The organism is Arthrobacter sp. 10N44_2, assembly GCF_056394385.1.
In genome coordinates, this window is sequence record NZ_JBFTHT010000006.1 from 138,407 (window position 1) to 163,261 (window position 24,855).

At 68.4% G+C, this 24,855-nt stretch carries 27 protein-coding genes; 8 read left to right on the plus strand and 19 right to left on the minus strand.

Annotation, left to right across the window (positions count from 1 at the left end):
- The first annotated feature begins 161 nt into the window (after window positions 1-161).
- Complete coding sequence (locus AC1DBX_RS09015; RefSeq protein ID WP_476931578.1) at window positions 162-1,106, plus strand: DMP19 family protein; 945 nt, start codon at window positions 162-164, stop codon at window positions 1,104-1,106.
- 164 nt (window positions 1,107-1,270) lie between these two features.
- Here the strand turns inward: AC1DBX_RS09015 and AC1DBX_RS09020 are convergent, their stop codons facing one another.
- Entirely contained in the window at window positions 1,271-1,798 is a 528-nt protein-coding gene (locus AC1DBX_RS09020; RefSeq protein WP_230010865.1) for a COG4315 family predicted lipoprotein, read from the minus strand.
- Window positions 1,799-1,984: 186 nt separating this feature from the next.
- Between AC1DBX_RS09020 and AC1DBX_RS09025 the strand changes: the two genes are divergently transcribed.
- Both AC1DBX_RS09025 and AC1DBX_RS09030 read left to right on the plus strand, forming a co-directional pair.
- Window positions 1,985-2,494, plus strand: a complete 510-nt coding sequence (locus tag AC1DBX_RS09025; protein WP_026538160.1) for a sigma-70 family RNA polymerase sigma factor — start codon at window positions 1,985-1,987, stop codon at window positions 2,492-2,494.
- A complete protein-coding gene (locus tag AC1DBX_RS09030) occupies window positions 2,491-3,174 on the plus strand; it encodes an anti-sigma factor family protein (RefSeq protein WP_476931579.1) in 684 nt (227 codons plus the stop codon). Before AC1DBX_RS09025 ends, AC1DBX_RS09030 begins: the two co-directional genes overlap by 4 nt.
- Before the next feature lie 74 nt (window positions 3,175-3,248).
- On the opposite strand, the gene AC1DBX_RS09035 is transcribed toward AC1DBX_RS09030, so the two are convergent.
- Together AC1DBX_RS09035 and trmB are read right to left on the minus strand one after the other, a co-directional pair.
- A complete protein-coding gene (locus AC1DBX_RS09035) occupies window positions 3,249-4,055 on the minus strand; it encodes a DUF1206 domain-containing protein (RefSeq protein ID WP_476850730.1) in 807 nt (268 codons plus the stop codon).
- Window positions 4,056-4,157: 102 nt separating this feature from the next.
- Window positions 4,158-5,114, minus strand: a complete 957-nt coding sequence (gene trmB, locus AC1DBX_RS09040; protein WP_476857012.1) for a tRNA (guanosine(46)-N7)-methyltransferase TrmB — start codon at window positions 5,112-5,114, stop codon at window positions 4,158-4,160.
- A gap of 154 nt (window positions 5,115-5,268) precedes the next feature.
- Between trmB and AC1DBX_RS09045 the strand changes: the two genes are divergently transcribed.
- Window positions 5,269-6,504, plus strand: coding sequence for an MFS transporter (locus AC1DBX_RS09045; RefSeq protein WP_476850798.1), 1,236 nt, complete (start codon window positions 5,269-5,271; stop codon window positions 6,502-6,504).
- Window positions 6,505-6,590: 86 nt separating this feature from the next.
- Here the strand turns inward: AC1DBX_RS09045 and AC1DBX_RS09050 are convergent, their stop codons facing one another.
- Window positions 6,591-7,880 (minus strand): MFS transporter, encoded by a 1,290-nt coding sequence (locus AC1DBX_RS09050; protein WP_079550797.1) that lies wholly within the window; start codon window positions 7,878-7,880, stop codon window positions 6,591-6,593.
- Between the two features lie 24 nt (window positions 7,881-7,904).
- Window positions 7,905-9,173, minus strand: a complete 1,269-nt coding sequence (locus AC1DBX_RS09055) for a M20 metallopeptidase family protein (RefSeq protein ID WP_476931580.1) — start codon at window positions 9,171-9,173, stop codon at window positions 7,905-7,907.
- 211 nt (window positions 9,174-9,384) lie between these two features.
- Here AC1DBX_RS09055 and AC1DBX_RS09060 point away from each other — a divergent pair, with 211 nt between their 5' ends.
- Window positions 9,385-10,416 carry an Lrp/AsnC family transcriptional regulator gene (locus AC1DBX_RS09060; protein WP_476931617.1) on the plus strand — a complete coding sequence of 344 codons (1,032 nt, stop codon included), beginning with the start codon at window positions 9,385-9,387 and terminating at the stop codon, window positions 10,414-10,416.
- A 91-nt stretch (window positions 10,417-10,507) separates the two neighbouring features.
- Window positions 10,508-11,956, plus strand: coding sequence for an MFS transporter (locus AC1DBX_RS09065; RefSeq protein WP_476931581.1), 1,449 nt, complete (start codon window positions 10,508-10,510; stop codon window positions 11,954-11,956).
- Between the two features lie 177 nt (window positions 11,957-12,133).
- Here the strand turns inward: AC1DBX_RS09065 and cycA are convergent, their stop codons facing one another.
- The 12 genes from cycA to AC1DBX_RS09125 all read right to left on the minus strand — a co-directional run bounded on the left by cycA (window position 12,134) and on the right by AC1DBX_RS09125 (window position 20,208).
- A complete protein-coding gene (gene cycA, locus AC1DBX_RS09070; protein WP_028275441.1) occupies window positions 12,134-13,648 on the minus strand; it encodes a D-serine/D-alanine/glycine transporter in 1,515 nt (504 codons plus the stop codon).
- Window positions 13,649-14,035: 387 nt separating this feature from the next.
- Window positions 14,036-14,512 (minus strand): hypothetical protein, encoded by a 477-nt coding sequence (locus AC1DBX_RS09075; RefSeq protein ID WP_476931582.1) that lies wholly within the window; start codon window positions 14,510-14,512, stop codon window positions 14,036-14,038.
- The gene (locus tag AC1DBX_RS09080; RefSeq protein WP_476871805.1) at window positions 14,509-15,102 is read right to left on the minus strand and encodes an Asp23/Gls24 family envelope stress response protein; all 594 of its coding nucleotides are present in this window, start codon (window positions 15,100-15,102) and stop codon (window positions 14,509-14,511) included. The genes AC1DBX_RS09075 and AC1DBX_RS09080 overlap by 4 nt, the downstream gene beginning before the upstream one ends.
- Window positions 15,099-15,686 (minus strand): RNA polymerase sigma factor, encoded by a 588-nt coding sequence (locus tag AC1DBX_RS09085; protein WP_476849807.1) that lies wholly within the window; start codon window positions 15,684-15,686, stop codon window positions 15,099-15,101. The genes AC1DBX_RS09080 and AC1DBX_RS09085 overlap by 4 nt, the downstream gene beginning before the upstream one ends.
- Window positions 15,687-15,728: 42 nt before the next feature.
- Complete coding sequence (locus AC1DBX_RS09090; RefSeq protein WP_476871807.1) at window positions 15,729-15,959, minus strand: CsbD family protein; 231 nt, start codon at window positions 15,957-15,959, stop codon at window positions 15,729-15,731.
- Between the two features lie 53 nt (window positions 15,960-16,012).
- Window positions 16,013-16,618 (minus strand): hypothetical protein, encoded by a 606-nt coding sequence (locus AC1DBX_RS09095; protein ID WP_476931583.1) that lies wholly within the window; start codon window positions 16,616-16,618, stop codon window positions 16,013-16,015.
- Window positions 16,615-17,196, minus strand: a complete 582-nt coding sequence (locus tag AC1DBX_RS09100) for a hypothetical protein (RefSeq protein WP_476931584.1) — start codon at window positions 17,194-17,196, stop codon at window positions 16,615-16,617. The genes AC1DBX_RS09095 and AC1DBX_RS09100 overlap by 4 nt, the downstream gene beginning before the upstream one ends.
- Window positions 17,193-17,591, minus strand: a complete 399-nt coding sequence (locus tag AC1DBX_RS09105; protein ID WP_476931618.1) for a hypothetical protein — start codon at window positions 17,589-17,591, stop codon at window positions 17,193-17,195. Before AC1DBX_RS09105 ends, AC1DBX_RS09100 begins: the two co-directional genes overlap by 4 nt.
- On the minus strand, window positions 17,591-17,782 hold the full coding sequence (locus tag AC1DBX_RS09110) for a hypothetical protein (protein ID WP_223917174.1): 192 nt from the start codon (window positions 17,780-17,782) through the stop codon (window positions 17,591-17,593). Before AC1DBX_RS09110 ends, AC1DBX_RS09105 begins: the two co-directional genes overlap by 1 nt.
- Window positions 17,779-18,303 carry an Asp23/Gls24 family envelope stress response protein gene (locus tag AC1DBX_RS09115; RefSeq protein WP_476931585.1) on the minus strand — a complete coding sequence of 175 codons (525 nt, stop codon included), beginning with the start codon at window positions 18,301-18,303 and terminating at the stop codon, window positions 17,779-17,781. The genes AC1DBX_RS09110 and AC1DBX_RS09115 overlap by 4 nt, the downstream gene beginning before the upstream one ends.
- 190 nt (window positions 18,304-18,493) lie before the next feature.
- Complete coding sequence (locus AC1DBX_RS09120; RefSeq protein WP_476931586.1) at window positions 18,494-19,186, minus strand: SAM-dependent methyltransferase; 693 nt, start codon at window positions 19,184-19,186, stop codon at window positions 18,494-18,496.
- Complete coding sequence (locus AC1DBX_RS09125; RefSeq protein ID WP_476873653.1) at window positions 19,183-20,208, minus strand: class I SAM-dependent methyltransferase; 1,026 nt, start codon at window positions 20,206-20,208, stop codon at window positions 19,183-19,185. The genes AC1DBX_RS09120 and AC1DBX_RS09125 overlap by 4 nt, the downstream gene beginning before the upstream one ends.
- 215 nt (window positions 20,209-20,423) lie before the next feature.
- On the opposite strand from AC1DBX_RS09125, the gene AC1DBX_RS09130 reads away from it, so the two are divergent.
- Window positions 20,424-20,741 (plus strand): hypothetical protein, encoded by a 318-nt coding sequence (locus AC1DBX_RS09130; protein WP_476857000.1) that lies wholly within the window; start codon window positions 20,424-20,426, stop codon window positions 20,739-20,741.
- A gap of 344 nt (window positions 20,742-21,085) precedes the next feature.
- Window positions 21,086-22,990: a DEAD/DEAH box helicase gene (locus tag AC1DBX_RS09135; RefSeq protein ID WP_079550811.1), complete on the plus strand. Its 1,905-nt coding sequence runs from the start codon at window positions 21,086-21,088 to the stop codon at window positions 22,988-22,990.
- A 122-nt stretch (window positions 22,991-23,112) separates the two neighbouring features.
- Here the strand turns inward: AC1DBX_RS09135 and AC1DBX_RS09140 are convergent, their stop codons facing one another.
- Window positions 23,113-23,763, minus strand: a complete 651-nt coding sequence (locus AC1DBX_RS09140) for an MBL fold metallo-hydrolase (RefSeq protein ID WP_476931587.1) — start codon at window positions 23,761-23,763, stop codon at window positions 23,113-23,115.
- 21 nt (window positions 23,764-23,784) lie between these two features.
- Complete coding sequence (locus AC1DBX_RS09145; RefSeq protein WP_476849798.1) at window positions 23,785-24,795, minus strand: aldo/keto reductase; 1,011 nt, start codon at window positions 24,793-24,795, stop codon at window positions 23,785-23,787.
- Window positions 24,796-24,855: the final 60 nt, after the last annotated feature.

Sequence of the window (24,855 nt, forward strand, 5' to 3'; positions counted from 1 at the left end):
ATCTTACCGAGCCGGCCGGGACCCCGGAACTTCGCCGCCGCCCGCACAAGCGCCGCTCAAACTTCGCCTGACGTTCAACCGGGGCTCGGCCGCCCGCCGTGACGACGGCCCTACCGTGGAGAGGTCCGGAGTATCAGCAGCGCCAGCAGTAAGGATTCCGCATGACCCACAATGAGCCCACCATCCAGTCCGCCCACAGCTACCCCACCGTGCTGACCACCGAAAGCCTCAAAGGCGGAAACGAGGACGTTGTCGACGCGAACGTCAACGTGGTCAACGCCATGTTCGAGGAGTTGCTGGACACGGAAGAGATCTCCCCGGCCGCGCTGCGCAGTTACTACGTGGACTTCTACCTCACGCAGGCGCTGGCCGGCGGCTTCGCGCAGTACGTGTTCACCGCGCCCGAACGCGAGGAAGTCGACCCCTACGTCCGGGAAGGCCTGGAGGCCATGGGTGCCGCCGCGCACCTGGACCTCTTCAACCGCACGGTGGCCGCCTTCGGCGCACTGAGCGACACCGACGTCGACAGCTACCTCGACGGCGGCAGCGGCTGGGCCGCCGGAAGCACAGAGGAAGACGAACCGGGCGACGGGGTCTCCGACGCCGTTCGGCGCATCGAAGAACTGGACGGGGAATTCGAGTCGATCCTCGCAACAGAGGACATCGCTGCGCTGAATGCCGCGTGGCTGCGCGGCCAGGAGGACTTGCTGGTCCTTTCCGACGACGACCTCGACGCCCACATTGCCGGGCGGGTGGCCCGGCTTTCCGACCTCGCGGAGCGCCAGGCGGCAGCCGCCGAGGAGGCGCTCCTGGACGCGCCGGAGTTCGAGCAGATCATCCGCGAGCTGTGCGCCCTCGCGGGCCACAGCCTGGTGCGGATCACCATGGGCGATCCGAATTATGAGCACAACGGGGAAACCACCCTGGCCTGGCACTTCACCACGGAACAGGGCGAATTCCTCATGCTGGAGGACGACGACGAGGCCTTCATGCTCAATCCGCGGACCCAGGAAATCCTCGCGGCTGTGGAGTTCGAAGAGGCTGTTGACTTCGAAGGGGCTGTTGAGTTCGCAGGGTCAGCGGAGTTCGAAAAGGCCCGCCCGTAGGCGGCCTCCGCGACAGTTTTCCGGTACGGCCGGCGTCTGCCCCCAAATGCAGGCGCCGGCCGTGCCGTGTTGAGCAACCCGTGCCGACTAACTCTGGCCCGGCCGTGCCGGGTTTAGTTTTCCTGCCCGGCGGACCGGGCCCGGCGGATCCGCGGCCGGTGAGCCTACCCGGCCGGCGGTGCCGTGATCATTTCCCCGGAGGGTGACACGAGGAACCAGACCCCGCCGACGCCCTGGCCGTTGATGTCCCCCGCGGCCTGGTCCTTGGAGTAGTAGTAGATCGGCATCCCGTTGATGGTCACCTGCATCTTTCCGTCAGCCGTGGGAATGGTTCCGACCTTGCCGGTGACGCCGTTAACTGTGGGAGTCGCCGTCGTCGACGTGACAGCGGGCCACGACGTCAGGCACGCGCCGGTGCAGACGCTGTTCCCGGAATCCTTCGTGTTCTTGGTGAAGAAATAGACGCTCAGTCCCTGGTCGGCCACCACGATCTGGCCCGCCTTGGACTCGCCCACCGAGAGCTCCGCCGCGGTCATGGACGACGGCGCGGAACTCGCCGGCGCGCTGGACCCTGCGGGAGCCGACGTGGCCGGTGCCGCCGACGTCGGCGTCGTGGTCGTTCCGCCGCCGCAGCCGGACAGGAGGGCGGCCAGAGCGAACGCGGACAAGCCAATGCTGAGATGCTTCTTCATTTGCTGCTCCTAGACTCGAGCCAGCCCAACTCGGAGGCCGGCGCTACGAGATACGACGCCATGGAGAGCGGAATGGTTCATGGCGGAACCGACATGTTCGTGTCGGGCTGTCCTGGGGCACACTGAACTATTGGGCCTGCCCGTACGTCGTAGAGGGGCAGAGCACGAATTTCCGGGAGGTGGGCAATGCCGCTGGACGAAGACGTCGTGGCTGCGATTTACCGCGACCACGGAACGGCCCTGAAACGCTTTGTCCTCAGCGTCTCCCGGGATCCTCAGCTCGCCGACGACGTCGTCCAGGAGACGGTGCTGCGGGTCTGGCAGCAGGCGCCGCAGATCACTGGCAGCCTGCGCAGCTACCTGTTCCGGACGGCCCGCAACATCATGATCGACAATTACCGCAAGGCCCAAAGGCGGCCGCAGGAAGCCGGCGACCGCGATGTCCAGGCCCTCCCGGAAGGCGGCGTCGGCGCCGGGCGCATTGACGAGCTGCTCAACAAGGTGCTGATGGAGGAGGCGTTGCTGCGGCTCAGCGCGGAACACCGCGAAGTCCTTGTTGCGCTCCACTACCGCCGCTACACAGTCCAGGAGGCATCCGCCCAATTGAAGATCCCCAGCGGCACGGTGAAGTCCCGGGCGTTCTACGCCGTCCGGGCCCTACGGACGATCCTCGACGAAATGGGGGTGCAGCAGTGAACGGGACCGAGTTGCATCACTTCCTCGGCGCGTACCTGCTCGGCGGGCTGGAGCCGGCCGAAGCTGCGGCCTTCGAGCAGCATCTTGCGGTGTGCGCCCACTGCCGCCAGGAGCTGGACGAACTTGCCAGCCTCCCCGCGCTGCTGGACGCGATCCCGGTGTCCGACGCCGTCGCGCTCACCGCCGCGGCGGCGGCCGCCCGGGACCGCGCGCTGATCCCGCCGGAACCCGAACCTGTCCCAAGCCGGCTCCTGGACGAGCTCGCCGCCCGACGCCGGAAGGTGCGGCGCCGGTGGACGTCGGCGGTGGCCGCGGCGGCCGCCGCATGCCTGGGGCTGGGGATCCTGGCTGGTCCGCTGCTGAACCAACCCGCCAAACCGGACGCGAGCTATTCCGTTGCGGCCAGCAGTGGGTTGGAGGTCACGGTGGGGCTCGTCAAGAAAACCTGGGGCACCGAACTGGCGGTGGACGGCCGCAGCCTGCCCGTCGCCGGGACCCTCTCACTCTGGGTAAAGGACCGTGACGGCGGCGTGGACCGCGCCTGCGCGTGGACGGCGACGCCCACCGGCAGAGTCCGGATCACCGGGGCGACGCCGGTGCAGCTGGCCAGGATCGCCAGTGTCGAGATGCGCGATGAGCAGCAGCAGACCGTAGCTGTCATCGCCGTGCCCCAGGGGTAGCCCACTCGTGGGGCGCGGCGGTCCGTCCGGTCCGGGACATGCTTCCGGTCCGGGACATGGAAACCGACGCGGGCCTACATCTTCGCGAGCTTGGCCCGCATCGCCATGTAGATGCCGTAGCAGATCAGGCCTACGCCCACTGCGGCCAGCAGGTACACGCCGAACGGCTGCTCCCGCAGGGCCTTCAGGCTGCCGTCGAGCCCGGTTGACTCTTCGGGGTGTGCCTTCACCGTGGCGATGATGATGAGCAGGCCCACCAGCAGCAGGGCAAAGCCTTTGGCAACGTAGCCCACCATGCCGATCACCGTCACTGCGGTGCGCGCCTGCGGCTGGGACGGCATCCGCAGGTACTTGATGAAGGACTTCTTGAAGCCGCGGATCGCGTAGACGACCCCGGTGACGGCTACCGCGGCGCCGATAATCACTAGGAGTGCGACGCCGCCCGGTGCCTTCATGAGGTTTACGGTCATATCGGACGTCGACTCGCGGTTGTCGGAGCCGGCCCCGGTAGCGACCGACGCGAGCGTCAGGGCGAACGCGGTGTACACCACGGCCTGCAGGGCAGCCTTGAGTTTCTTGCCGACCTTTTTCTTGGTCGGCAGGTGCCCGAAATCAAAAATGGCGTCGGACGCCTGCCAGATGGCCAGCGCCACGCAGGCGGCAAACGACGTCCAGAGCAGCAACGGCCCCGCTGGCTGCCCGGCGAGCTCTTCCACCGCGCCGCTGACATCGGCCTGGCCCTGGCCGCCCATGGCAAGCCGGATCGCGACCAGCCCGATGAGGAAGTGCAGCAACCCCGACACGGCGAACCCGGCCCGCGCTGCGATTTCGAGGGGCTTCGAATTGGTGACGTCCTCGGCGACGTCAGCAGCGTCGTTCAATTCTCGTTTGATGATCGTTTCCTTAGTACTACCCAGCGTGGTTCGTTCCGTAATCGTGCCACGCGAAGCCGCTCAACAAAAGGTACCCGCGCGCCGTGGTGCCTAAATCCGGCGGTAGCTGAGGTCGAAGATCAGGCGGCCGGCTTCGTGCGCCTTGTTTTCGAAACTGGTCAGAATACGGCCCTCAAACCGCGGCGCCCACCCGCCGGTCCCGTCGACGCCCTCGTTGGGTCCGGTGTGCTCGGTGCTGACCGGCGCCCGGCCTTCCTTGACCGGTGCTCCGCCCACGCGGGACTCGACGCCGGATTCCCACACCTGGGTCAGGGGGCTGTCCGCGCCGGCGCGCTCGCCCTCGTGCAGGTTCTCGAACTCCGCCGAGCCCGCCATGACCTCGCGGACGTGAACGGCGTAGTTGGACCAGTCGGTCGCGATCCGGAAGATGCCGCCGGGCCTGATGGCCCGGGCGGCGAGATCAGCGAACGCCGGTTGAATGAGGCGGCGCTTGTGATGCCGGGACTTGTGCCATGGATCCGGGAAGAACACCCATAGTTCCGTGACGGAGCCAGCCGGGAGCATGGTTGCGAGCACCTCAGGGGCGTTCGCCTCGACCACCCGCACGTTGCTCAGTCCGCGGCTGTTGATTTTGATCAAGGTGTTGGCCAAGCCGGGGGTGTAAACCTCCACGGCCAGGAAGTCCTTGTCCGGGTTTTGCTCCGCGGCGTGGCAAACGGCGTCGCCCAGCCCGGAGCCGATCTCGACAACCAGCGGAGCCGTGCGGCCGAATTCGGCCTCTGCGTCGAACACATAGTCCGGGTGGACGGAGGTGTTGGCGACATGGCGGGGGACCTCAACCGCCCAACGGTCTGCGTGTTCCTCCCAGGCCGCCTGGCGTCGGCCCTGAAGGCGCGTGCCGCGGCGTACAAAGCTCACCGGGCGGCCCCCATAGGTGCCGAACGAGGCCTGGCTGCCGGGGGTCACGGGGCGCGGCAGCTGGCTCTGGTCCGGGACGCCGGACTCCGGGTTTGCCTGCAGGCCGGGGGATTCTGGGGATTCGCTCATCCCTTCCAGAATAGTTGAGTTCGCAGGGCCGGGCCGCCCGGGGATCCCGCGGCCGCCCCGGCGGGCCGGCCGCGGAGGAAGGATTGAAGGGAAGGGGTGAAGACGCGGGCCTGCAAGAATGGGGCGGGTGACCTCAGCTGGGAAAACTGACGAGTTGGACCATTCGGCCGGCGCCGTTCTCCGGGACGGCCCCGTCGGGCCGCCGCGCGCTGCCGGCCGCCGGCAGCTCGCGTATTTGGGGATCTGCCTGGTCCTGATCGGGCTGAACCTCCGCACAGTCTTTTCGAGCTTCGCTGCGGTACTGCCGGAGGTGACGGCCGACGCCGGGCTTCCGGCCTGGGCGGTCATGGTGCTCACCACCGTCCCGGTGACGCTGCTCGGGGTGTTCGCTCCGCTCGCCCCTGGGCTGGCACGCCGGTTCGGGGCCGAACGGGTGCTGCTCAGTGCCATGGCGGTGCTCACCGCCGGGCTGCTGCTGCGGCCCCTGGAGCTGCCGGCGGCCGGCCACCTTCCGGCTCTGCTCGCCGGGACCGCCGCGTGCGGGGCCGCGATTTCACTGTGCAACGTGCTGCTGCCGGGCGTGGTCAAGCGTGACTTCCCGCATCGCCTGGGCCTCATGGGCGGCCTCTACACCACGGCGATCTGTGCCTCGGCCGCGCTCGGTGCCGGCTTCACGTTCCCGGTCTTCCGCGCGAGCGGGGAATGGACGGCGGCGCTCTGGTTCTGGGCGTTGCCGGCCGGCGTCGTCCTTCTGCTGTTCCTGCCGCCGGCGCTCCGGGCCCGTCCCGGCGGGGCGGCGCGGCCGGCCGGCGGCGTCAACGTCTGGCGTTCCGCCGTGGCCTGGCAGGTGACCGGGTTCATGGTCCTGCAGGCCATGATGTCCTTCAGCGTCTTCGCCTGGTTGGCGCCGATCCTGCGCGAACGGGGGGTGGACGGCGGCACGGCCGGCCTGATCGTCTCGGCCTCGATTGCGCTGCAGATGCTGGGCTCGCTGTTCGCGCCGGCGCTGGCCACCAGGTTCCGGGACCAGCGTGCCCTCAACACGGCGGTGGCGCTCATGACCGGCGGTGGCTTCGCGCTGAGCATCTTCGGGCCTGTGGAACTCCTGTGGCTGTGGACCGGGCTGCTCGGCCTGGGGCAGGGAAGCCTGACCGCCGCCGCGCTGACGCTGATCATGGTCCGCACCCGGGACGGGCACACCGCGGCCCACCTTTCCGGGATGATGCAGGGCGTGGGCTACGGGATTGGCTCCAGCGGCACGCTCCTGGTCGGCCAGCTGCACCAGTCCACCGGATCCTTTGCCGCGGCGGGTGTGCTGTTCATGCTGGTGGGCTCTCTCGCAGCGGTGTTCGGGTACCGGGCCGGGCGCGACCGCTACATCGGCGACTGAGGTTTTAAATGCGATGGGCTATCAGTTGTGGCTGTCCGAACCCTCCAGAACAGCCACAACTGATAGCTCAACCGGGCGGGACCGGATCAGAGCGTGAGGTCCTTGCCCTTCGTTTCCGGGATGGTGAAGACGCAGGCCGCGGAGATGGCGAGCAGCAGCACGGCGTACACATTGAACAGCTGCGGCATCTGCACGGTGGTGCCGAGCCACTGCTGCAGATAGGGCGCGGTTCCGCCGAACACGGCCACACAGATCGAGTAGGGCACTCCGACGCCCACGGTGCGGATGCTGGTGGGGAACAGCTCGGCGTAGACGGCCGGGACGATCGCCGCGCTGGCGGCGATGAAGATCAGCATGACGGACATGCTGACGGCCAGCTGCCAGGCGGAATCCTTGAGCAGGGCGGTCATCGGGAAGTGCATGATGCCCGCGCCGATCGCACCGGCCCACAAGACTTTCTTGCGTCCGATCCGGTCCGCCAGCTTGCCCCAGAAGGGCAGCGCCGCGATGAACACGATGTTGCCGATCACGCCGGCCCACAGGGCCTCGCCCCGGTCGATCTTCAGGGCGGTGGTGGCGTAGCTGGGGGCGACGACACCCCAGATGTAGTAGATCACGGTCAGGCCGACCGTCAGGCCGATCACCTGGAGGGCCTGCTTGCGGTGGCGGACAATCTGCGGCCAGATCGGAGCGCGCTTCTCCGTCGCGGCCTCACCCTCGAAGACGTCCGTTTCGTGCAGCCGGGACCGCATGATCAGCGCGTAGAGACCCATGGCCGCGCCGATCAGGAACGGGATGCGCCAGCCCCACGCGTTCATGAGTTCGGTGCTCAGCGTCATGTTCAGTACGGCACCGAGCAGGGTTCCGAACAGGATGCCCACGGTGCCGGAGGTGTAGATCAGGGTGGCCCAGAAGCCGCGGTGTTCCTTCGGCGCCATTTCGGACAGGTACGTCTGCGACGACGGCAGCTCGCCGCCGTGGGCCAGGCCCTGGATCAGGCGCGCCACCAGGAGCGTGAGCGATGCCCAGACGCCGACGGCCGCGAACGTCGGCGCGATGCCGATCATCAGGCTGCCCACCGACGCCAGCCCCACGGCCAGGGTCATGGAAGCCTTCCGGCCGATCCGGTCGCCGATCCAACCGAACAGGAAGCCGCCGAAAGGGCGGGCAACGAAGCCGACGGCGAAAATCGCCAGCGTGGACAGCACCGCGGACGCAGGATCCGACTTGCTGAAAAGCTGGCTGGCGATGAACGGCGTGAACGTGGCGTAGATGGCCCAGTCATACCATTCGACGGCATTGCCGATGCCGGTGCCGACGAGCGTCTTGCGGGTGGATGTTCGGGTTGCCGCCGGCGTGATCGTGGCTGCAGTCATGGTCTTCTCCCTCGGGGGTGCGGGCTAGGAAAGGGCGGAGGCGGCGGCAACCGTGTTGGCCGCGGCAGGAGCGTCGTCGGCCGCGAGTGCGGCCAGCCTTGAGATGGCGAGCTCGGCGTAGAGTGCGGCGCCGTCAGCCAGCACGCCGTCGTCGAACGTGGCGTACGGGGAGTGGTTGAACGCGGAGGTGGCATGGTCGGTGTCCCGGGGGACGGCGCTCAGCCCGATGAACGTGCCGGGGACCTCGGCCAGAACCCTCGAGAAGTCTTCGGAGCCGCTCAGCGGGGTGGCCCAGCGGGAGAGCCGGGAGTCGCCGAACAGGCCCGCAATGACGTTCTCGGCGGTGTGCGTTTCGTCCTCGTCCGTGATGGTCAGCGGATACTCCTGCTGGTAGTCGACGTCGACGTCCAGGCCGTGTGCCGCCGCGATTCCCTTCAGCAGCCGCGGCACGGCGTCCATCATTTTCTGCCGGGCTTCCTCGGAGAAGGTCCTGATGGTGGCCTCGATGCGCGCGGTTTCCGGGATGATGTTGCGCTTGGTGCCGGCCTGGAGGACCCCCACGGAGAGGACCACGGGGTCGAACATGTTGAACTGGCGGGTGATCATGACCTGGAGGGCAGTGACCATCTCGGCGGCCGCCGTGACGGGGTCCTTGGCCGAGTGCGGGGCCGACCCGTGACCGCCGGCGCCGAGCACGGTGACCACCAGGCCGTCGGAGGAACTCAGCATGACGCCGGACTTGGTGCAGAACGTGCCGTGCGGTTCGAGGGCGGAAAACACGTGCATGCCGTAGGCGGCGTCCACACGCCGGCCGGCGGCATCCAGCACGCCTTCGCGGATCATGTGGCTCGCGCCGTCGAAGCCTTCCTCGCCGGGCTGGAACATCAGGACGACGTCGCCGGCCAGCTGGTGCCGGCGTTCGGCCAGGAGGGTGGCGGCCCCTGCCAGCATGGAGGTGTGCAGGTCGTGGCCGCAGGCGTGCATGGCGCCGTCGATCCTGGACGTATAGTCCACGCCCGTCTTCTCCTGCACCGGCAGGCCGTCCATGTCAGCGCGCAGCAGCACCGCCGGGCGGTAGCCCCCTTCGGTCCCGGGCCCCTGGCCCCGCAGTACTGCGGTGACCGACGTCGTCTCCTGGCCCAGGGTGATCTCGTAGGGAAGCCCGTCCAGGGCCTTGAGCACCTTCTCCTGGGTGCGGGGCAGCGCCAGGCCGATCTCGGGTTCCCGGTGCAGTTCGTGGCGGAGCCGGGCAAGGTCCGTCTGCATTTCCCGGGCATCTGCGGTGATCGGCACGTGTTCTCCTTGTTTGTCGTTTGTCGTTTGTCGTTTGTCGAAAATCGCCTGGTTGGCGACTGGCTTGTTTTTCGAAGTTCCTTGGTTCACGTCCGGCGGGGACGTCCCGCGTCTATTCTCAAGTGACACAGTTCACACCCGCCCGAAGGGCAGAAAAAATGCACGAATAGACTGTTGTCGCAGGTTTCGTGCATGGATAAAGGGATAAATGATGGAACTCAGCGAGGACGATCTCGCCCTGATCAACGTCCTGCAGATTGCCCCGCGGCTGAGCTGGGCGGATGCGGCCCAGGTGCTGGGCGTGCACGCCACCACCCTGGCCGCCCGGTGGGAGCGGCTGCTGGACTCTGGCGTGTCCTGGATCACCGCCCACCTGATCGGGGACCCCCAGCAAATGTGCCTGGCATTCGTCGCCGTGGATTGCGAAATGCACCGGCGCGAGGAAGTCACCGCCAGGCTCGCCGAGATGCCGGAAATCGTCACGGTGGAGGAGGCAGCCAGCCACCGGGACCTCATGCTGACCGTCATTACGCCCTCCCTGGACGATTTCAGCCTGAAAGTCATCTCCCGGCTGAAGGAGATTGACGGCCTCCTCAAATATCAGACCGCCCTGTGCACCAGGCTGCACGCGAGCGGCGGCTCCTGGCGGCTGAACGTGTTGAGCCGCGCGCAGCAGGCCGCCGTGCGGGCGTTGGCCGGCCCCGAGGCCACCGGGGTTGCCCAGGTTGCCGCCCGGGAGGCGCTGCCGGACAGCCACCTGGCGCTCCTGCCGTTCCTGGCCAGGGACGGGCGAGCCACGGCGGCGGACATTGCCCGCGGCCTCGGCAGGCACCCGGCCACCGTCCAGCGCCAGCTCAACCGTGTGCTCGCCAGCGGCATCCTGTCATTCCGGTGCGAGGTGGCCCAGAAACTCTCCGCTTTCCCCGTGACCTGCCAATGGTTCGTCAACGTCCCCGCCGGGCGGCACGAGGCAGCCGCCGCCGAGCTGAGGACCATGCGGAACGTCCGGCTCAGCGCCTCCACCACGGGGCCCACGAATTTCGTGATCATAATGTGGCTGCAGTCCCTGGCGGACGTCATGAACATCGAGGTGGCGCTGCAGCAAAAAGTGCCCGGGATCGAGCTCGTGGAAAGCGTCGTCATGCTGAGCACCGTCAAGCGTGTGGGCTGGATGCTGAACCCGGACTCCAGGGCCAGTGGCGCCGTCGTGGTTCCTGCCCAGGGGTTCGACGAGGCGGGCTGACGGCGGCGGACCGGCAGCTGATGGGCCCACCGGCCAGCTGATAGGCCCACAGGCGGGCGGGCTGTGGGGGTCCGGTTGTAAGCTGTGGCACGTGCCCCAGACCGACCCGCCCCATCACCAGGAATCCCGTCCGAAAGCCGTCCCGGAATCGGCCGGCATCTTCCACCGCAGCTACCTGCTGGTGACCCTCGGCGCCTGCGCGCTCGTGTTCCTGGCGGCCTTCGAGTCCCTGGCGGTGACCACCATCATGCCGCTCGTCAGCCGGGAACTGGACGGTGCGGGACTCTACGCCTTGGCCTTCGCCGGGCCGCTTGCCACCGGGGTGATCGGCATGGTGGCCGCGGGCAGCTGGTCGGACCGCAAGGGGCCGGTGGCGCCGCTCCTGGCCGCAGTGGGCATGTTCGTGCTCCGCCTGCTCATCGCCGGTACCGCCGGAACCATGCCGGTCCTCGTGTCCGGACGGCTGGTGCAGGGACTCGGCGGCGGCGGGCTTACCGTGGCCCTATACGTGGTGATTGCCCGGGTCTACCCGCCGGTCCTGCATCCGAAAATTTTCGCCGCCTTCTCCGCGGCCTGGGTCATCCCGTCCCTAGTGGGACCGTTCGCGGCCGGCGCCGTGGCCCAGTTGGCCGGCTGGCAGTGGGTCTTTCTCGGTGTGGTCGGACTGGTGGTGCCGGCCCTGCTCCTGACGGCCCCGGCCCTGCGCGGCCTGAACGGCAGCACGGGCGCCGACGGAGATTCCCCGGCCGCTGAGCCAGGGCCCCGCGGCCGGCCGGGAGGCCTTGCCAAGTTGGCGCTGGCGGCGCTGGCAGCGCTCGCCGTGCTGGGCCTGAACCTGTCCGCCGCGGTACCGGTCGCCGGCGGGGTGCTGGCGGCGGCCGCCGTCGCCGTCGCGCTCCTGGCCGTCCGTCCCCTCATGCCGCGGGGAACGCTGACCGCCCGGCGCGGCCTGCCGAGCGTGATCCTTACCCGCGGCCTGGCATCCGCGGCGTTTTTCGGCGCCGAGGTCTACCTGCCGTACCTGCTCGTGGAACGCTACGCCTTCGCCCCGACGTTTGCTGGCCTCACGCTCACCGGCGGCGCCATCGCCTGGGCTGCTGCGTCGGCCATCCAAGGCCGGCTGGGGACCCGGCTGGAGCACCGGAGGGCGGTGCGGATCGGATCGGCCCTGGTCCTTGGCGCCGTCGTCCTGGCCCTCGTGACCACGGTGCTGGCCTGGCCGGCCGGGGTCGCGATCGCGGGATGGATCTTCGCCGGGGGCGGCATGGGCCTGATGTATCCGCGGCTGAGCGTCATGACCCTGGCACTCTCCACCAAAGACACCGAGGGTTTCAACAGTTCGGCGATGTCCATTTCGGATTCCCTCGGCGGCGCCCTGGCCCTCGCTGGCACCGGGATCGTGTTTGCAGCGTTCGCGACGGCGGCGCCGTCGGCGTCGTTTGCCGGAGTGTTCGCGCTGACGGCGGTGATCGGGACCGCCGCCGTGGCCGTCGCGCCGCGCGTCGCCGTCGCCCCGGCCGCCGTCACCAAACGCGCGTAGCGGCACTGCACCTTAGCGGCGCTGCACCATGACGCGCACTGCACCATAACAAGCACTGCACAGGAGCCCCGGCCGGATGATCCGGCCGGGGCTCCTGTGCGTCAGCGCTCCTTTGTTTCAGCGCTCCTTTGTTTCAGCGCTCCCTTGTTTCAGCGCTCCCTTGTTTCAGCGCGGGGATCAGGCAGACGCGCGGGCTTCCTCCTGCGAGCGGACGGCCTTCCATTCCACAATCCGGGCCTGCTGCAGCGGGGACTTGCGGTTGAAGTGCCAGGCCGCGCCAAGCAGCAGGAACCACACGGGCGCCACGAAGAGTGCCAGCCGGGTGTCGTCGGCCTGCCCCAGGGCCACCAGCATGAACACGAAGAACGCGAGCACGACGTACGGCATGAAGGCGGAGCCGGGCATCTTGAAGGACGAAGCCTCGTGCAGGGCCGGCCGGCGGCGGCGGAAGACGATGTAGCTGACCAGGATCATGGACCACACAAACATGGTCAGCACGGACGCCACGGAAGTGACCACCGTGAACGCGCCGATCACGGAGTCGCCGGAATAGAGCAGGACCAGGCCGGCCAGCAGGAAGATGCAGGAGAACAGCAGCGCGTTCTGCGGTACTTTGCGGACGCTGAGCTTTCCGAACGCTTTGGGCGCGTTCCCGTCCTGGGCGAGGCCGTAGACCATCCGGGAGGTTGAGTAGATTCCGGAGTTGGCGCTGGAGGCGGCGGAGGTCAGGACCACAAGGTTGATGACCACCGCGGCGATCCCCAGCCCGGCGAGGGTGAACATGCCGATGAACGGGCTGCTGGCGGGGTCGATGGTGCGCCACGGATTGACGGCCATGATGACCACCAGGGCGCCCACGTAGAAGAGGAGGACGCGGACCGGGATGGAGTTGATGGCGCGCGGCAGGTTCTTCTCCGGGTCCTTGGTTTCGGCGGCGGCGGTGCCCACCAGTTCGATTCCGGCGAAAGCGAAGATGGCGATCTGGAAGCCGAGGACGAAGCCGAACATGCCGTGCGGGAACATGCCGCCGTCGTTCCACATGTTGGCGAGGTTGGCTTCTGCGCCGTTCGGGGACGTGAAGTGGGTGGCGATCATGACCGCGCCGGTGACGATCAGGGCCACGATGGCGACAACCTTGATGATGGCAAACCAGAACTCCGCTTCACCGAACGCCTTCACGGTGGGGAGGTTCAGGAGGATCAAGACCACGGGCGTGAGCAGCGCGGGGATCCACAGGGGCGTGCCGGGAGCGAGCTTGTCCACGTAGCCGGAAATGGCGACGATGTCCGCCACCCCGGTGACCACCCAGAAGAACCAGTAGGACCATCCGGTGAAGAAGCCGGCCCACGGCCCCAGGAGGTCACCGGCGAAGTCGCTGAAGGACTTGTAGTTCAGGTTGGAGAGCAGGATCTCGCCCATGGCACGCATCACGAAGAACAGCATGAAGCCGATGATCATGTAGACGAAGATGACGGAGGGGCCGGCGAGCGAGATGGTCTTCCCGGACCCCATGAACAGGCCGGTGCCAATCGCGCCGCCGATGGCGAGCAGCTGGATGTGGCGGTTGCCGAGGGCCCGGGCGAGGTGCGGTTCGCGGTTCCCGGAGTCACCATTGGCGGAGGCGGCAGTTCCAGTTTGGGCAATGTCAGATTCTGCAGTGGCCGGAGCGGCCGTGGTGGTGCGTTCAGACATGAGGCTTCTTCCTTGTCACAGGCGGTCGCCGGCGGGGGTTCCACAGTGCGGGCCGCACGGATCCGTCAGAGTGTGACGGAGGTAACAGTTTTGGCGGGTAGATCAAGGTTAGGGCCGGTATTTCGTGGTCCCTGTTGTCACGTCGGTCCGCGTAGGTGGACCGTCTGGTCGGTGGAGAGCCGCCGCTCTCCCGGCGGGACGAAGCTCCCGGAAGGCGCGGGAGCCGGTCCGGGACCCTCATCTTTCGCCGGGCCCTAGGGAAAATTGCGACGCGGGCACACCCGCCCGCTGCGGGGCTCCGAATCGCATTGGCGCAGATCACCCGCCCGTGGGCGGGTTCGACAGCTGTCGATCATCTTAGCTTCAGTTGTCGTCCGCTGTCTTTTGTCATATTTTGCGCGGCGGGGCTTCTGAAACCTGGTCGATGCCGATCTGGACGATGCCAACGTGGACATTCACAGGGTGCGGGCTGAAGTGCCGCCGCACCGCCGCGGCCACGGCCCGGGCCACCTCCGGGGCCGGGTACGCCCCGCTCACGCCGATGCGCGTCCTCACGGTCGAAGGTGTCGCGCCGGCACCGGAATCGATGACGTCAACGGCCGGCGGCGCTTCTCCGGTCACGGCCGACCGGGCCGCGCCCGCGATCGTTTGCCAGAGCGGTCGTGCCGGATACATCGCCGTCACGCCGTGAACGGCCTCGATGACCGCCCGCAGCTCGGCCGGCAGCGCGGCGTCGGGCAGTTCGGCCGGCAGCGCGGCGTCGGGCTGTTCGGCCGGCAGCGCAGCGTCGGGCAGCTCGGCCGGCAGCGCGCCGTCGGGCAGTGCCGCAGGCGTGCCGTGCCCGGGAGGCAAGGGCTGGGTCATGGCGTCTCCTCTGGGTCTGGATTGCCGGGCTCCAAAACGTCGGTGATCGTGACATCGATCGCCGTGATGTTCAGTTCTGTCTGCAGGGCCAGGGTCGTGGCCAACTCCCAGCGAAGCGCGGTGGCGCGCTGTTCCAAGGGATGCCCGTAGACGACGGCGAGGTCGACGCCGATGGTGATGGGGGCCCCCGGCTCGGTGACGTCCCCGTACAGGCGGCATTTTCCGGCAGCGGTGCCGGGCAGGGAATCCGCAACAGAGCGGATCAGCGCCGATATGGCGCCCTCTGTCTCGGTGAGGAGGTCGCCGGGTGTGTCGGCGCGCAGGGGAATGTTCCTGCCCGGCCGCAGTTCCAGGTGCAGGTTGTCCAGAATGGTCTTCATCCAGTCGTCGCTGCCGCTGCCGGCCGCAGCGGTGTCGGCGTCGAGCAGTTCATTGCCGAGGGCCGCGAGCCTGCGCAGCGAGGCCAGCCCGGACTGGCATTCGGGACAGTCCTCAAGGTGGCCGGGATCGCCGATCCGTCCGGTGTCCAGGTATTCGCTCAGGTCTGCCAGGTTGTGCCCGCAGCCGAGAGTCTCGCCAGGGGTGCTCATCGCCAGTCCTCCATTTCGCGGGCCAGAGTGATGCGTGCCCGGGAAAGGCGGCCGCGGACGCTGGCAGTGCTGATGTTCAAGGTTTGCGCAATTTCCTCATAGCTCTGGTCATTGAACGCCTTCAGCACCCAGCAGCGGCGTTGTTCCTCGGGCAGGGCGGCCAGCGCGGTCTTGAGCGCGTCCATCCGGGAACCGCTCAGGGCGGCGTGTTCGGGGTGGTCCCTGTGAGCGGTGCCCGCACCAGCCTCCAGCCCGTGGTGGAGATCGCCGAGGTCCGAATGGTTTCTTCGCCGGCGCAGGTGGTCGATGCTGCGGCTGCCGGTAATACGCAGCAGCCAGCCCTTCACGGCGTCCCCATCGCGCAGGGTGTCGAGCTGCTTCCAGGCCTGCATCAGCGATTCCTGCACTACGTCGTCGGCATCGGCGAGGGAGCCGGTCAGGCGGCGGGCGCAGGCCCGCATAACGGGGCCATGCCGTCGGGCCAGCGCCTCGAAAGCGGCGGTGTCGCCGTCGGTGGCCCGACCCACCAGCAGGGCGTCCGGTACGAGGTCCAGTTGATGCGGCGCCGAAGGTGAACCAGTCACGCGCTTATCTCTGCTTTCATCGCGGGCATATCGGGGTGCGGGCTACTCCTTGCTGAAGCCTTCCTTGAGCTTCCGCGCGGCGTCCTTGATGTTCTCTCCGATATCGGCCGCGGCGTCCTTGACCCGGTCGCCGGCCTCCTGCAGTTTTGCCTGGGCCTGCTCGTGCTGGCCTTCCCGCTTGAGGCCCTGGTCGCCTGTCATGCTGCCGGCGCCTTCTTTGGCCGCACCGATGTGGTGGATGACTGTGTAGTTGACTTTGTCGTCGATTCCCATGATGTTTCCTCTGCTGTCATTACGGCGTGTTGCGGTACGTATCTTCCGGCCGGCTAGCGGGCGCGATCCGGTGCGGCCGCCCACGTTCTGGTGCCGCTGGTGATTCGGACCAGAACCGGGAGCGGATGGCCGAGCAATGTGTCGATCCCCTGGACCAGGACGTCGGCGGTGTCCGCGATCTCCCTTGGAGATGCGCCCTGCCGCGTCTGGAGCCGCAGCCGGAGTCCCGTTGTGCCTCTGTTGTCCCATGCCGATACCGAGGTGCCGAGTACCAGGCGGTTGCCGGCGAGGGCCTGTTTGACGGCCGCCGAGACAAACCCGGTTTCGACGACGGTGGTGCCGCGGCCGCCGTCAGATTCCCGGCCCACGCGAGGTGTCCGGCCGCCACCCTGCGATGCGATCCAGGCGATACTGAGCCCGGCGGCCGTGGCCAGCGCGGCGAGCCCGGCCACGGCCCACCAGCTGCGGGCGGGGCCCGGGAGCGGTGCCGAGGCGAGGAGTGTTCCGGCCTGGTCCAGGAGGGAGGATCCTGTGGCCGCCCATGCGGCCGCAACGTCCGGCAGGATCCCGGCGGCAGCCGTTGCAGCGCCGGCCGCGAGCAGCACGAGCCCGGACAGGGCCAGCAGGATCCGATTCAATGCCCTGTTGGTCCGACTCATTGCCCCAGCGCCCCTTCCCTCATGATGTGGATTGTCGGTGCGATCCGGCGGCCAAGGGAGTACCCGGCCAGCTCGTCGTCGACCGCGGCGCTGATCGCGTCCCGGTCCACGGAAACGCCCGACGTCGGACGGATCTGGACGCGTACAGCCCGCTTGCCCACCGTGGTGATGACCTGCCCGGGTGCCAGCCCCGCGGTGAGGCGCGCCCGCCGGGATACTGCCGAGGCGATCACCTCGCCATCGACCACCACGGCGCTCCGGCCGCTGTGCACGGCGTGCCGGGACCGGCGGCCGGGCATGGTTGCGGCTGCGAGCAGCGCCAGACCGAGAACCGCCAGGCCGGCGCCGGCGGCCACCAACCCGGCCGGGAGCGTGGTGGCCGGCACGCCGGTGAGCCATCGGCCCAGCCGGTCGGGGCTGCCAAGGAGCGGGCTCTCCTGGAGGAGGGCCAGGACGGTCTCGAGGGCAAGCCAGAGGAAGACGGCGGCAAGGACGCTAGCGGTCAGGATGGACGCCGTGGCCCGGGAAGAGTGGGTCTCCCTGCGAACGAGGCGCCGAATGGCTCGATCCTGGCTCATGCGATTTTCCTTTCCTTGTGGTTCCGGTCCTTGTGGTTCCGGCGTGGCGCTCCGGATGGCGCGTCGACCCTGGCAGTGCCGGAGTGCTGTGCGGCCCCGCTGAGCCGGATATCTACGCTGCTTAGCGTCCGGCCGGTGAGGTCCAGGCCGCGGGCAATGATGGCTGTCCGGGTCGCCCGGGAGCGGTCGAAGACGGTGCCGCCGTCGGGCCCCCGGCGCGGGCCGAGGAGCGGCGGGAGCGCCAGCTTCACGGAGACTCTCGCGGCGAGCCGGCCCGAATCGTCATCCAGCACCGCGGCGACGTCGGATCTCGGAACGCTGAAGGCGTGGGCCGCGATCGTCTCGATGGTGTGCCTGAGGGCTGCCGGGGTGATCCGGGTGTGCCCCGCCCGCATCACGAGGAGGAGCGCTTGCCGCGCAGGGCGTCCAGCACTCCGCCAAGATCCAGCCGCCCCTCGGCCGCGCGGCCCAGCACGGCCCCTGCCCCCATGAAGAGCGCGGTGAGCAGGAAACCCCAGAATCCAAACGCCAGGGACGCTGCGGCCAGGACGGCTCCGATGGCCAGGCCGGCCAGCGTGGGGCTCAAGCCACCCTCGGCTCGGTCCGTGCGTCCTCGGTGTCCTCGTCATCGGAGGGCACATGGATGTCCGTGATGGTGATGTTCACTTCCGTCACCTCCATGCCGACGAGGTCCTCGATGGCCGTATAGACAGCGTCGCGGGCCTTGTCCGCGACAAGCTGGAGCGGGTGCGGGTACTCGACCACCAGGGTGATGTCGACGGCTACCTGCGTTTGTCCGACTTCCACGCTGACGCCCTGGGTGAGGTCCTTTTGGCCGACCTTTTCACGCAGGGTTCCCAGCGCACGGGCTGCTCCGCCGCCGAGGGCGTGCACTCCTTCGATTTCCTGGATCGCGATGCCGGCGATCTTTGCCACAACGCCGTCTGCGACAGTGGTCGCACCGCGGCCGTCGATGCCTGCGGCCGGTGCGGGCGCGCCCAGCGTGGGGGACTTCGCGGCGGGCGCCTTCGCTGCGGTTGCCGGGCCGGCCTGTCCCTGGACGTCTGCCGGGGTGTGCGTCTGGGTGGTCTGCGTTTGGGTGGTCAAGGCAATCACTCCTGATCGGTTGAGGAAGACGCTCTGTGGCGCCGTCATAGATAAGACGGGCCGTGAACGGAAATCCTCACGGTCGAATCGGAGTGAGCTGCATCACATGCGGTCCTGGACATCCCGGGGCCGCCTGAGGCAGCGGCCCCGCAGGCCATCCAGACAACGGCCCGACAGGCCGTTGGGCTGTCTACTGGGCGGCCAGGCGCGTGGCCCGCAGCACGGCATCCGTAAGGGACACTGCCTCGCCGTCGGGCCCGACGGCGCTGCGACGCCGGCTGTCCAGGACCTCGGCACGCCACATCGGCTCCTCGATCCGGAGTTCCCGGGCAAGGTCCTCGGCCGTGAAGAACTTCTCCGGAGTATGGTGCGCGCCCCACGGAGGCAGCCCGTCGGGGTGATGGCCGACGATCAGCAGCGTTCCGCCGGTCCGCACCGCGGCCGCGGCGAGCTGCAACGCCTGCTGCCACGGCATCTGGGTGGAATGCAGGAACTGGGCCGTGACGAGGTCGAACAACCGGTCCGGGACCCATGTGGCAAGATCCTGCTGCACCCACTCGATGGTGGCGTTCTGGCCCCGTTCCCGGGCGTGGGCGGCCGCACGCTCCAGGGCGACGGCGGAAACGTCCAGGCCCGTCACGCTCCAACCGCGGGCAGCGAGCCATATCGCGTCCGCGCCCTCGCCGCACCCCAGGTCCAGGGCCTCGCCGGCAGGAAGGTCCGCCACCTCGGCGACGAGTTGCGGATTCGGCTCCCCGCTCCACATCCTGGACCGGCTGCTGTACTTTTCATCCCACAGCCGGGCTGCGGAACCGGGCGCCGCATCCTCGACCGCCGCGTGTTCGGCGGCGACATGCCCGTGGCTGTGGCTGCGTTTTGTCATGGTTTCCCCTCATCATGGCGGTTCGCCGGGTTTCGCTGTTTGTTTTCAGGCACGACGGCGGTGACGAACCCTCCCGGCGCGGACCGCCGTCGGGTCTCCCTGCCGAAATTCCTGTGCTCCTCAAGGACCAGTCCGAAGCACCCAACAAAGTCCGCGGCGCTCTTCCTGGCCGGGGGAGTGTTGTCGATCCCAAAGGTCAGGGGCTCGCCGACGAATCTCGCGGCAGCCCGCGCATACCGCATGTAGGGCGATCCCGAGGTGATCGTTTCCCTGGAAAAGTAGTCGAAGGCCACGATGCTGCCCGGGGCGGTGCCGGCGATCCTGCGCAGCGTCGCCTCGACGGAGGCGCGGTCCAGGTACATGGTCACCGCTTCCCAGAGGAACAGTGCGGGCCGGTTCGGGTCGAAACCGGCTGCGAGCAGCTTCTCCATCCAGTCCTCGGTCTCGAAATCGGCGGGTACGTACGTGGCCAGGCGCGTGGAGAGGCCCGCTTTTTCGAGCATCGCGAGTTTGAAAGCCTGGGTCCGGGGCAGGTCGAGTTCAAAGCAACGCACGCGGTCCCCGGGCGCCAGCCGGAACGCCCGGGTGTCGAATCCCGCCCCGAGGATCACGAGCTGGTCGATGCCCCCGCGATGCCGTTGAACGGCCGCGTCATAGAGGCTGGTCCGTGCTGTCGGCTGGTGGCGCATCGGTGCCGGCCCCGGGTACGGATAGCGGTAGAGCCTGGGCACGTAGCCCGTGATCAGGTGGGCGGCGAGCGTGGGGGCGGTCTCCATCTGGATGCCAGTCGCGGACACGTTCGGCAGAGCGGCCATGAGCCGGGCCGCGGGGACATCCGGCCGTGTCCCCAGGCGGTGCTGCATCCAGCGCGTGTAGAGGGATGCGAGCAGCGTGGCCGACGTGCCGGTGCGCCGGCTGTAGGCGAGCATCCCGGGGACGGACGTGATGTAGCCGGCCGCACTCAAGGGAAACAACGCCAGCTGGATGACCCGAAACAGGCCAGCGGAGACTATTCCCGGCATTGCGTCCGACTCCCCTCACGGGCCGCCCCTCGTGCGGCCCTTCCCGCCCACCATGGTCCTCCCGGACGTAAGGGCGGTCAATACGCCGTCCGGGCTTCCGTCCGGGCGCCGCGCAGGCGGACGGACACGTGGAAATCACGCTCCGGAAACCAACCTGAAACCTGCGTCATGAATGCTGGGCACAAGACATTGAACGCTGGGGAAGGGCAATGACCATGGACGTTGACGAAGCACGGCAGATCCGCAGCTCGGCCGAGTTGAACGTGGGGGACGAGATCGAGGCGTGGCACAACGGGAAGCTCTTCCACCGGGGCCCGGTGACCCAGACCGTCACAGGCGTGGACCTGTTCTGGATCCTCGATGCCCGGACGGGGACCCGCCGCCTCATCGACGCCGAGGCGCTCGTGATCCTGCGGCCAGCCGACCGGGGACCGGCCAAAACGCCGTCACGGGCGGCCGTCAACACATCCGCTCATGCATCCGCCCAGTTGTCCCACATGCCGCTGTTCCAAGCCCCCAGCATGGCGGGCTAGGGGCCGGGCCGGCCGTCACGGATACGGGACCCGGGCCTGCCGGGTGGTAGGCTAGTGGAACTTGATGTGCAGTGATGCCCACTTTTGATTTGGTTGACCGGCTTCGGTCCATCAGCCGGATCCCTGCCGGATTCCTTCGGGAATCCGCACGCAGGCAGTGGGATTTTTTCATGTGAGAGGCACATCCTGCGTCGATGAACGCGTTCCATTTGGTCCCGGCGGCCGCTTGCTGAAGTTTGGCAACAGCCCGGTTGATCACCTGACTTTTCTTCGGCGAACCCTTGAGCCAACCGGCATCGGGGGCCGATATCCGCACGGGTACCGCCTGAAAGACTTTGAAACACATGACTACATTTGCTGCCCTCGGCACGCCCAAAGCACTTGCCGACACCCTGACCGCACAGGGGATCGTGGAGCCCTTCCCGATCCAGGTCAAGACCCTTCCCGACACCCTGTCCGGACGCGACGTCCTGGGCCGCGGCCGCACCGGCTCCGGCAAGACCATCGCATTCGCCATCCCGCTGGTGGCACGACTCGCAGAGCGCGAAGCCAAGCACTTCCGCAAGCCCGGCCGCCCGATGGGCCTGGTCCTGGCTCCCACCCGCGAGCTGGCCACGCAGATCAACGCGACCATCGAGCCGATGGCCAAGGCCATGGGCCTGACCACCACCGTGATCTACGGCGGCATCTCCCAGGCCCGCCAGGAAAAGGCCCTGCGCGCCGGCGTCGACATCGTCATCGCCTGCCCGGGCCGCCTGGAGGACCTGATCCGCCAGCGCATCCTGACCCTCGAAGCAGTCGAGATCACCGTCCTGGACGAGGCCGACCACATGGCCGACCTTGGCTTCCTCCCGGTGGTCAAGAAGCTCATGGACATGACCCCCACCCAGGGCCAGCGCCTGCTGTTCTCCGCCACCTTGGACAACGGCGTGGACAAGATCGTCCAGCGCTACCTGTCCAACCCGCTGACCCACTCCGTGGACGACCCGCAGGCCGCGGTGACCACCATGGAACACCACGTGCTGGTGGTCAACGACCAGACCGTCAAGAAGCAGCTGATCGTCGAGCTCGCCTCCGGCGCCGGCCGCCGCGTGCTCTTCATGCGCACTAAGCACCACGCCCGCAAGCTGGCCAAGACCCTGACCGACGCCGGCATCCCCGCCGTCGATCTGCACGGCAACCTCTCGCAGAACGCCCGTGACCGCAACCTGGCCGAGTTCTCCTCCGGCGATGTCCGCGTCCTGGTGGCCACCGACGTCGCGGCCCGCGGCGTCCACGTCGACGACGTTGAACTGGTCATCCACGTGGATCCGCCCACGGAGCACAAGGCGTACCTGCACCGCTCAGGCCGTACGGCCCGAGCCGGTTCCGACGGCACCGTGGTCACGCTGACCCTGCCCGAGCAGCAGTCCGACGTCAAGAAGCTGATGAAGGCCGCCGGCGTCGAGGTCAACTTCGAGCGCGTCACCGCCAACTCCCCGCTGGTTGCTGAACTGGTCGGCGAAATGGCCGACAAGATCGATCCCCGCACCCGTGCCGCCCTGCTGGCCGCCAAAGCCGCCCAGCACGGCGGCGGCACCTCCACCGGTGCCAACGCCGAGCGCAAGCGCGCCCGCCGCACCACCCAGGCTGCACCCACCGCGGGTGGCCGTGGTGGCCGTGGCGGACGCGGACGGGTGTCCGCCGAGGCGCCGCGGACCGACCTGCCGCGCGCCGAGCGCCGCGCCGTCGCCTACGAAGGCAAGGCTGCTGCCCGCAACGCCGCCGACCGTGTCGCCGAGCAGAACCAGGACCGCGCAGATGCCGAGCGGGCCGAACGCCGGAATGCGCGTGGCCGCGGCCGCACCACCGCCTATGCGCACCACAACGATGTTCCGGCCGCCGGCGGCCGTGCCGCAGCCGGCCGCGGTTCGGACGGACGCGCCGCAGACGGACGCAGCGACGCCCGGGGCGCTTCGGCTCCCCGCAGCGGAGCACCCCGCACAGGTGGCGCTCCCCGCACCGGCGCTTCGACCGGCGGCCAGCGCAGCGGACGCCCGGCAACCGGCCAGCGTGCAGCTGCCGGCGCCAAGTCCGCCGGCAGCAAATCCGGAGGCAGCGCGGCTGTCTGGTCCTCCAACACCGGTGGCACCTCGGGCGGATCCTACGCCGGCGGCGGCAACGGCCGTTCCGGTGAAGGACGTCCGGCCCGCGGCTCCGGCCCCCGCCGCGCGTCGGCTCCGGCCTCGAACGAACGCCGCAGCCGCTAAGGTTCCGGTTCTCAGCTACGCAAACTAGCTGGCGCTGCACAAACGGACGGCCGCTACGGGAATCCCCGTAGCGGCCGTCCGAAAGCGCAGCGGTTGTCCAAGAACGCCGCGAAAAGCTGAAGCTACCAGCCGCGGGCGCGCCACTCTTCCAGGTGCGGCCGTTCCGCGCCGAGGGTGGTGGGCTGGCCGTGTCCCGGGTGCACCACGGTGTCATCCGGATACACATCGAACAGCCGCTCGCTCACATCGGTGATCAGCTGGGCAAAGCGCGCCGGATCCTTCTGTGTGTTGCCTACCCCGCCGGGGAACAGCGAGTCGCCGGAAAAGATGTGGGCCGGGCCTTCGGGGTCCTGGTACACAAGGGCGATCGAACCCGGCGTGTGGCCGCGCAGATGTACAGCCGTCACATCGAAGCCGTCGAAGTTGCCGACGTCCCCGTGATCCAGCAGTACATCCACCGGCACCGGCAGCTCCGGGGCATCCTCTGTCCCGGCCGCCGTTTTTACGCCGGTGGCTTCCACCAGGCCCGGCAGCGCCCGGACATGGTCCCAGTGCTGGTGGGTGGTGGCAACCAGCGCCAGCTTCGGCGTCGCGGAAGTATCCGCGGCGGCGTCCGCGAGCAGCCCCTGGATGGCGGCCAGATCATCGGCCGCATCGATCAGGAGCTGCGCGCCGGAGGCCTTGGCCGTGAGCAGGTAAACATTGTTGTCCATCTCGCCGACCGAAATCCGGCGGATGGAGATGTCACGTAAAGAGCGAATGAGCGAGTCCATGGGCATCAGTCTACGGAGCCGCTATTCACGGCCCTGGGACACCCAGTTGGGGTCCGCGGCGCGGGAACCGACGACGGCGTCCGCGGCGGACTCGAGCGTCCTCAGTTGCGCTGCGGTGAAGTCGAGGGCCAGGGCGCCCAGGTTTTCGTCGATCCGGTCCGCCTTGCGGGTGCCGGGAATGGGGACCACGGGCAGTCCCAGCTGGCGGCCCCGCGCAAGCAGCCAGGCCAGCGCCACCTGGGCAGGAGTTGCAGCCTGCCCGGCAACGCTCAGTTCCGCAGCGACCGCCTGCACGGCCGCCACCACGCCCTGGTTGGCGCTGGCAGCGTCCGCCGCGAAACGCGGGATGTTGCGGCGGAAGTCGTTGCTGCCCAGCGTCGAGGCGTCCACGGTGCCGGTGAGGAATCCCCGGCCCAGCGGCGAATACGGCACAAATCCCACCCCGAGTTCGGCGGCGGCAGGCACCACGTTGCGTTCCACGTCGCGGCTCCAGATGGACCATTCGCTCTGGACCGCGGCGATCGGGTGGATGCGGCTGGCCTCGCGCAGCTCCTCGGCCGTCACCTCTGACAGGCCCAGATGCCGCACCTTGCCGGCCTGTACCAGCCCCGCCATGGCCTCCACGGTTTCCACTATCGGAACGCGGAGGTCACGGCGGTGCAGGTAGTACAGGTCAATGGTGTCGGTGCCCAGCCGTTGCAGGCTGCGGTCCACGGCCTGCCGCACGTAGGCGGCGTCGCCGCGGATGTCCGTGTAGCCGGCCGACGGTGTGCCCACGAGGCCGAATTTGGTGGCCAGCTGGACTTCGCCGCGGCGTTCCTTGAGCAGCCGCGCGATCAGCTCCTCGTTGCTGCCGCCGCCGTAAATGTCCGCCGTGTCGATGAAGCTGACGCCGGCGTCCACCGCGTGATGCAGGGTCCGCAGGGCCTCGGCCGGGTCCACCTCGCCGTAGACAGGGGTCAGGGCCATGCCGCCGAACCCCAGGGGGCTGACCATCAGGCCGTCGCCGAGCCGGACTGTTGCTGCCGTCATCTTGGTCTCCATTCGCGCACTGAATAGTTCCGTAGGACTTCCGTCCCTGCCAAGAACCCC

Bases quoted from the DNA above. Each gene is read 5' to 3' on its own strand.
- AC1DBX_RS09145 (WP_476849798.1), bottom strand. From the start codon at position 24,795: ATGACGGCAGCAACAGTCCGGCTCGGCGACGGCCTGATGGTCAGCCCC.
- AC1DBX_RS09140 (WP_476931587.1), bottom strand. From the start codon at position 23,763: ATGGACTCGCTCATTCGCTCTTTACGTGACATCTCCATCCGCCGGATT.
- cycA (WP_028275441.1), bottom strand. From the start codon at position 13,648: ATGTCTGAACGCACCACCACGGCCGCTCCGGCCACTGCAGAATCTGAC.
- AC1DBX_RS09130 (WP_476857000.1), top strand. From the start codon at position 20,424: ATGGACGTTGACGAAGCACGGCAGATCCGCAGCTCGGCCGAGTTGAAC.
- AC1DBX_RS09075 (WP_476931582.1), bottom strand. From the start codon at position 14,512: ATGACCCAGCCCTTGCCTCCCGGGCACGGCACGCCTGCGGCACTGCCC.
- AC1DBX_RS09100 (WP_476931584.1), bottom strand. From the start codon at position 17,196: ATGAGCCAGGATCGAGCCATTCGGCGCCTCGTTCGCAGGGAGACCCAC.
- AC1DBX_RS09050 (WP_079550797.1), bottom strand. From the start codon at position 7,880: ATGACTGCAGCCACGATCACGCCGGCGGCAACCCGAACATCCACCCGC.
- AC1DBX_RS09080 (WP_476871805.1), bottom strand. From the start codon at position 15,102: ATGAGCACCCCTGGCGAGACTCTCGGCTGCGGGCACAACCTGGCAGAC.
- AC1DBX_RS09060 (WP_476931617.1), top strand. From the start codon at position 9,385: ATGGAACTCAGCGAGGACGATCTCGCCCTGATCAACGTCCTGCAGATT.
- AC1DBX_RS09025 (WP_026538160.1), top strand. From the start codon at position 1,985: ATGCCGCTGGACGAAGACGTCGTGGCTGCGATTTACCGCGACCACGGA.
- AC1DBX_RS09015 (WP_476931578.1), top strand. From the start codon at position 162: ATGACCCACAATGAGCCCACCATCCAGTCCGCCCACAGCTACCCCACC.
- AC1DBX_RS09020 (WP_230010865.1), bottom strand. From the start codon at position 1,798: ATGAAGAAGCATCTCAGCATTGGCTTGTCCGCGTTCGCTCTGGCCGCC.
- AC1DBX_RS09120 (WP_476931586.1), bottom strand. From the start codon at position 19,186: ATGACAAAACGCAGCCACAGCCACGGGCATGTCGCCGCCGAACACGCG.
- AC1DBX_RS09135 (WP_079550811.1), top strand. From the start codon at position 21,086: ATGACTACATTTGCTGCCCTCGGCACGCCCAAAGCACTTGCCGACACC.
- AC1DBX_RS09125 (WP_476873653.1), bottom strand. From the start codon at position 20,208: ATGCCGGGAATAGTCTCCGCTGGCCTGTTTCGGGTCATCCAGCTGGCG.
- AC1DBX_RS09105 (WP_476931618.1), bottom strand. From the start codon at position 17,591: ATGCGGGCGGGGCACACCCGGATCACCCCGGCAGCCCTCAGGCACACC.
- trmB (WP_476857012.1), bottom strand. From the start codon at position 5,114: ATGAGCGAATCCCCAGAATCCCCCGGCCTGCAGGCAAACCCGGAGTCC.
- AC1DBX_RS09090 (WP_476871807.1), bottom strand. From the start codon at position 15,959: ATGGGAATCGACGACAAAGTCAACTACACAGTCATCCACCACATCGGT.
- AC1DBX_RS09095 (WP_476931583.1), bottom strand. From the start codon at position 16,618: ATGAGTCGGACCAACAGGGCATTGAATCGGATCCTGCTGGCCCTGTCC.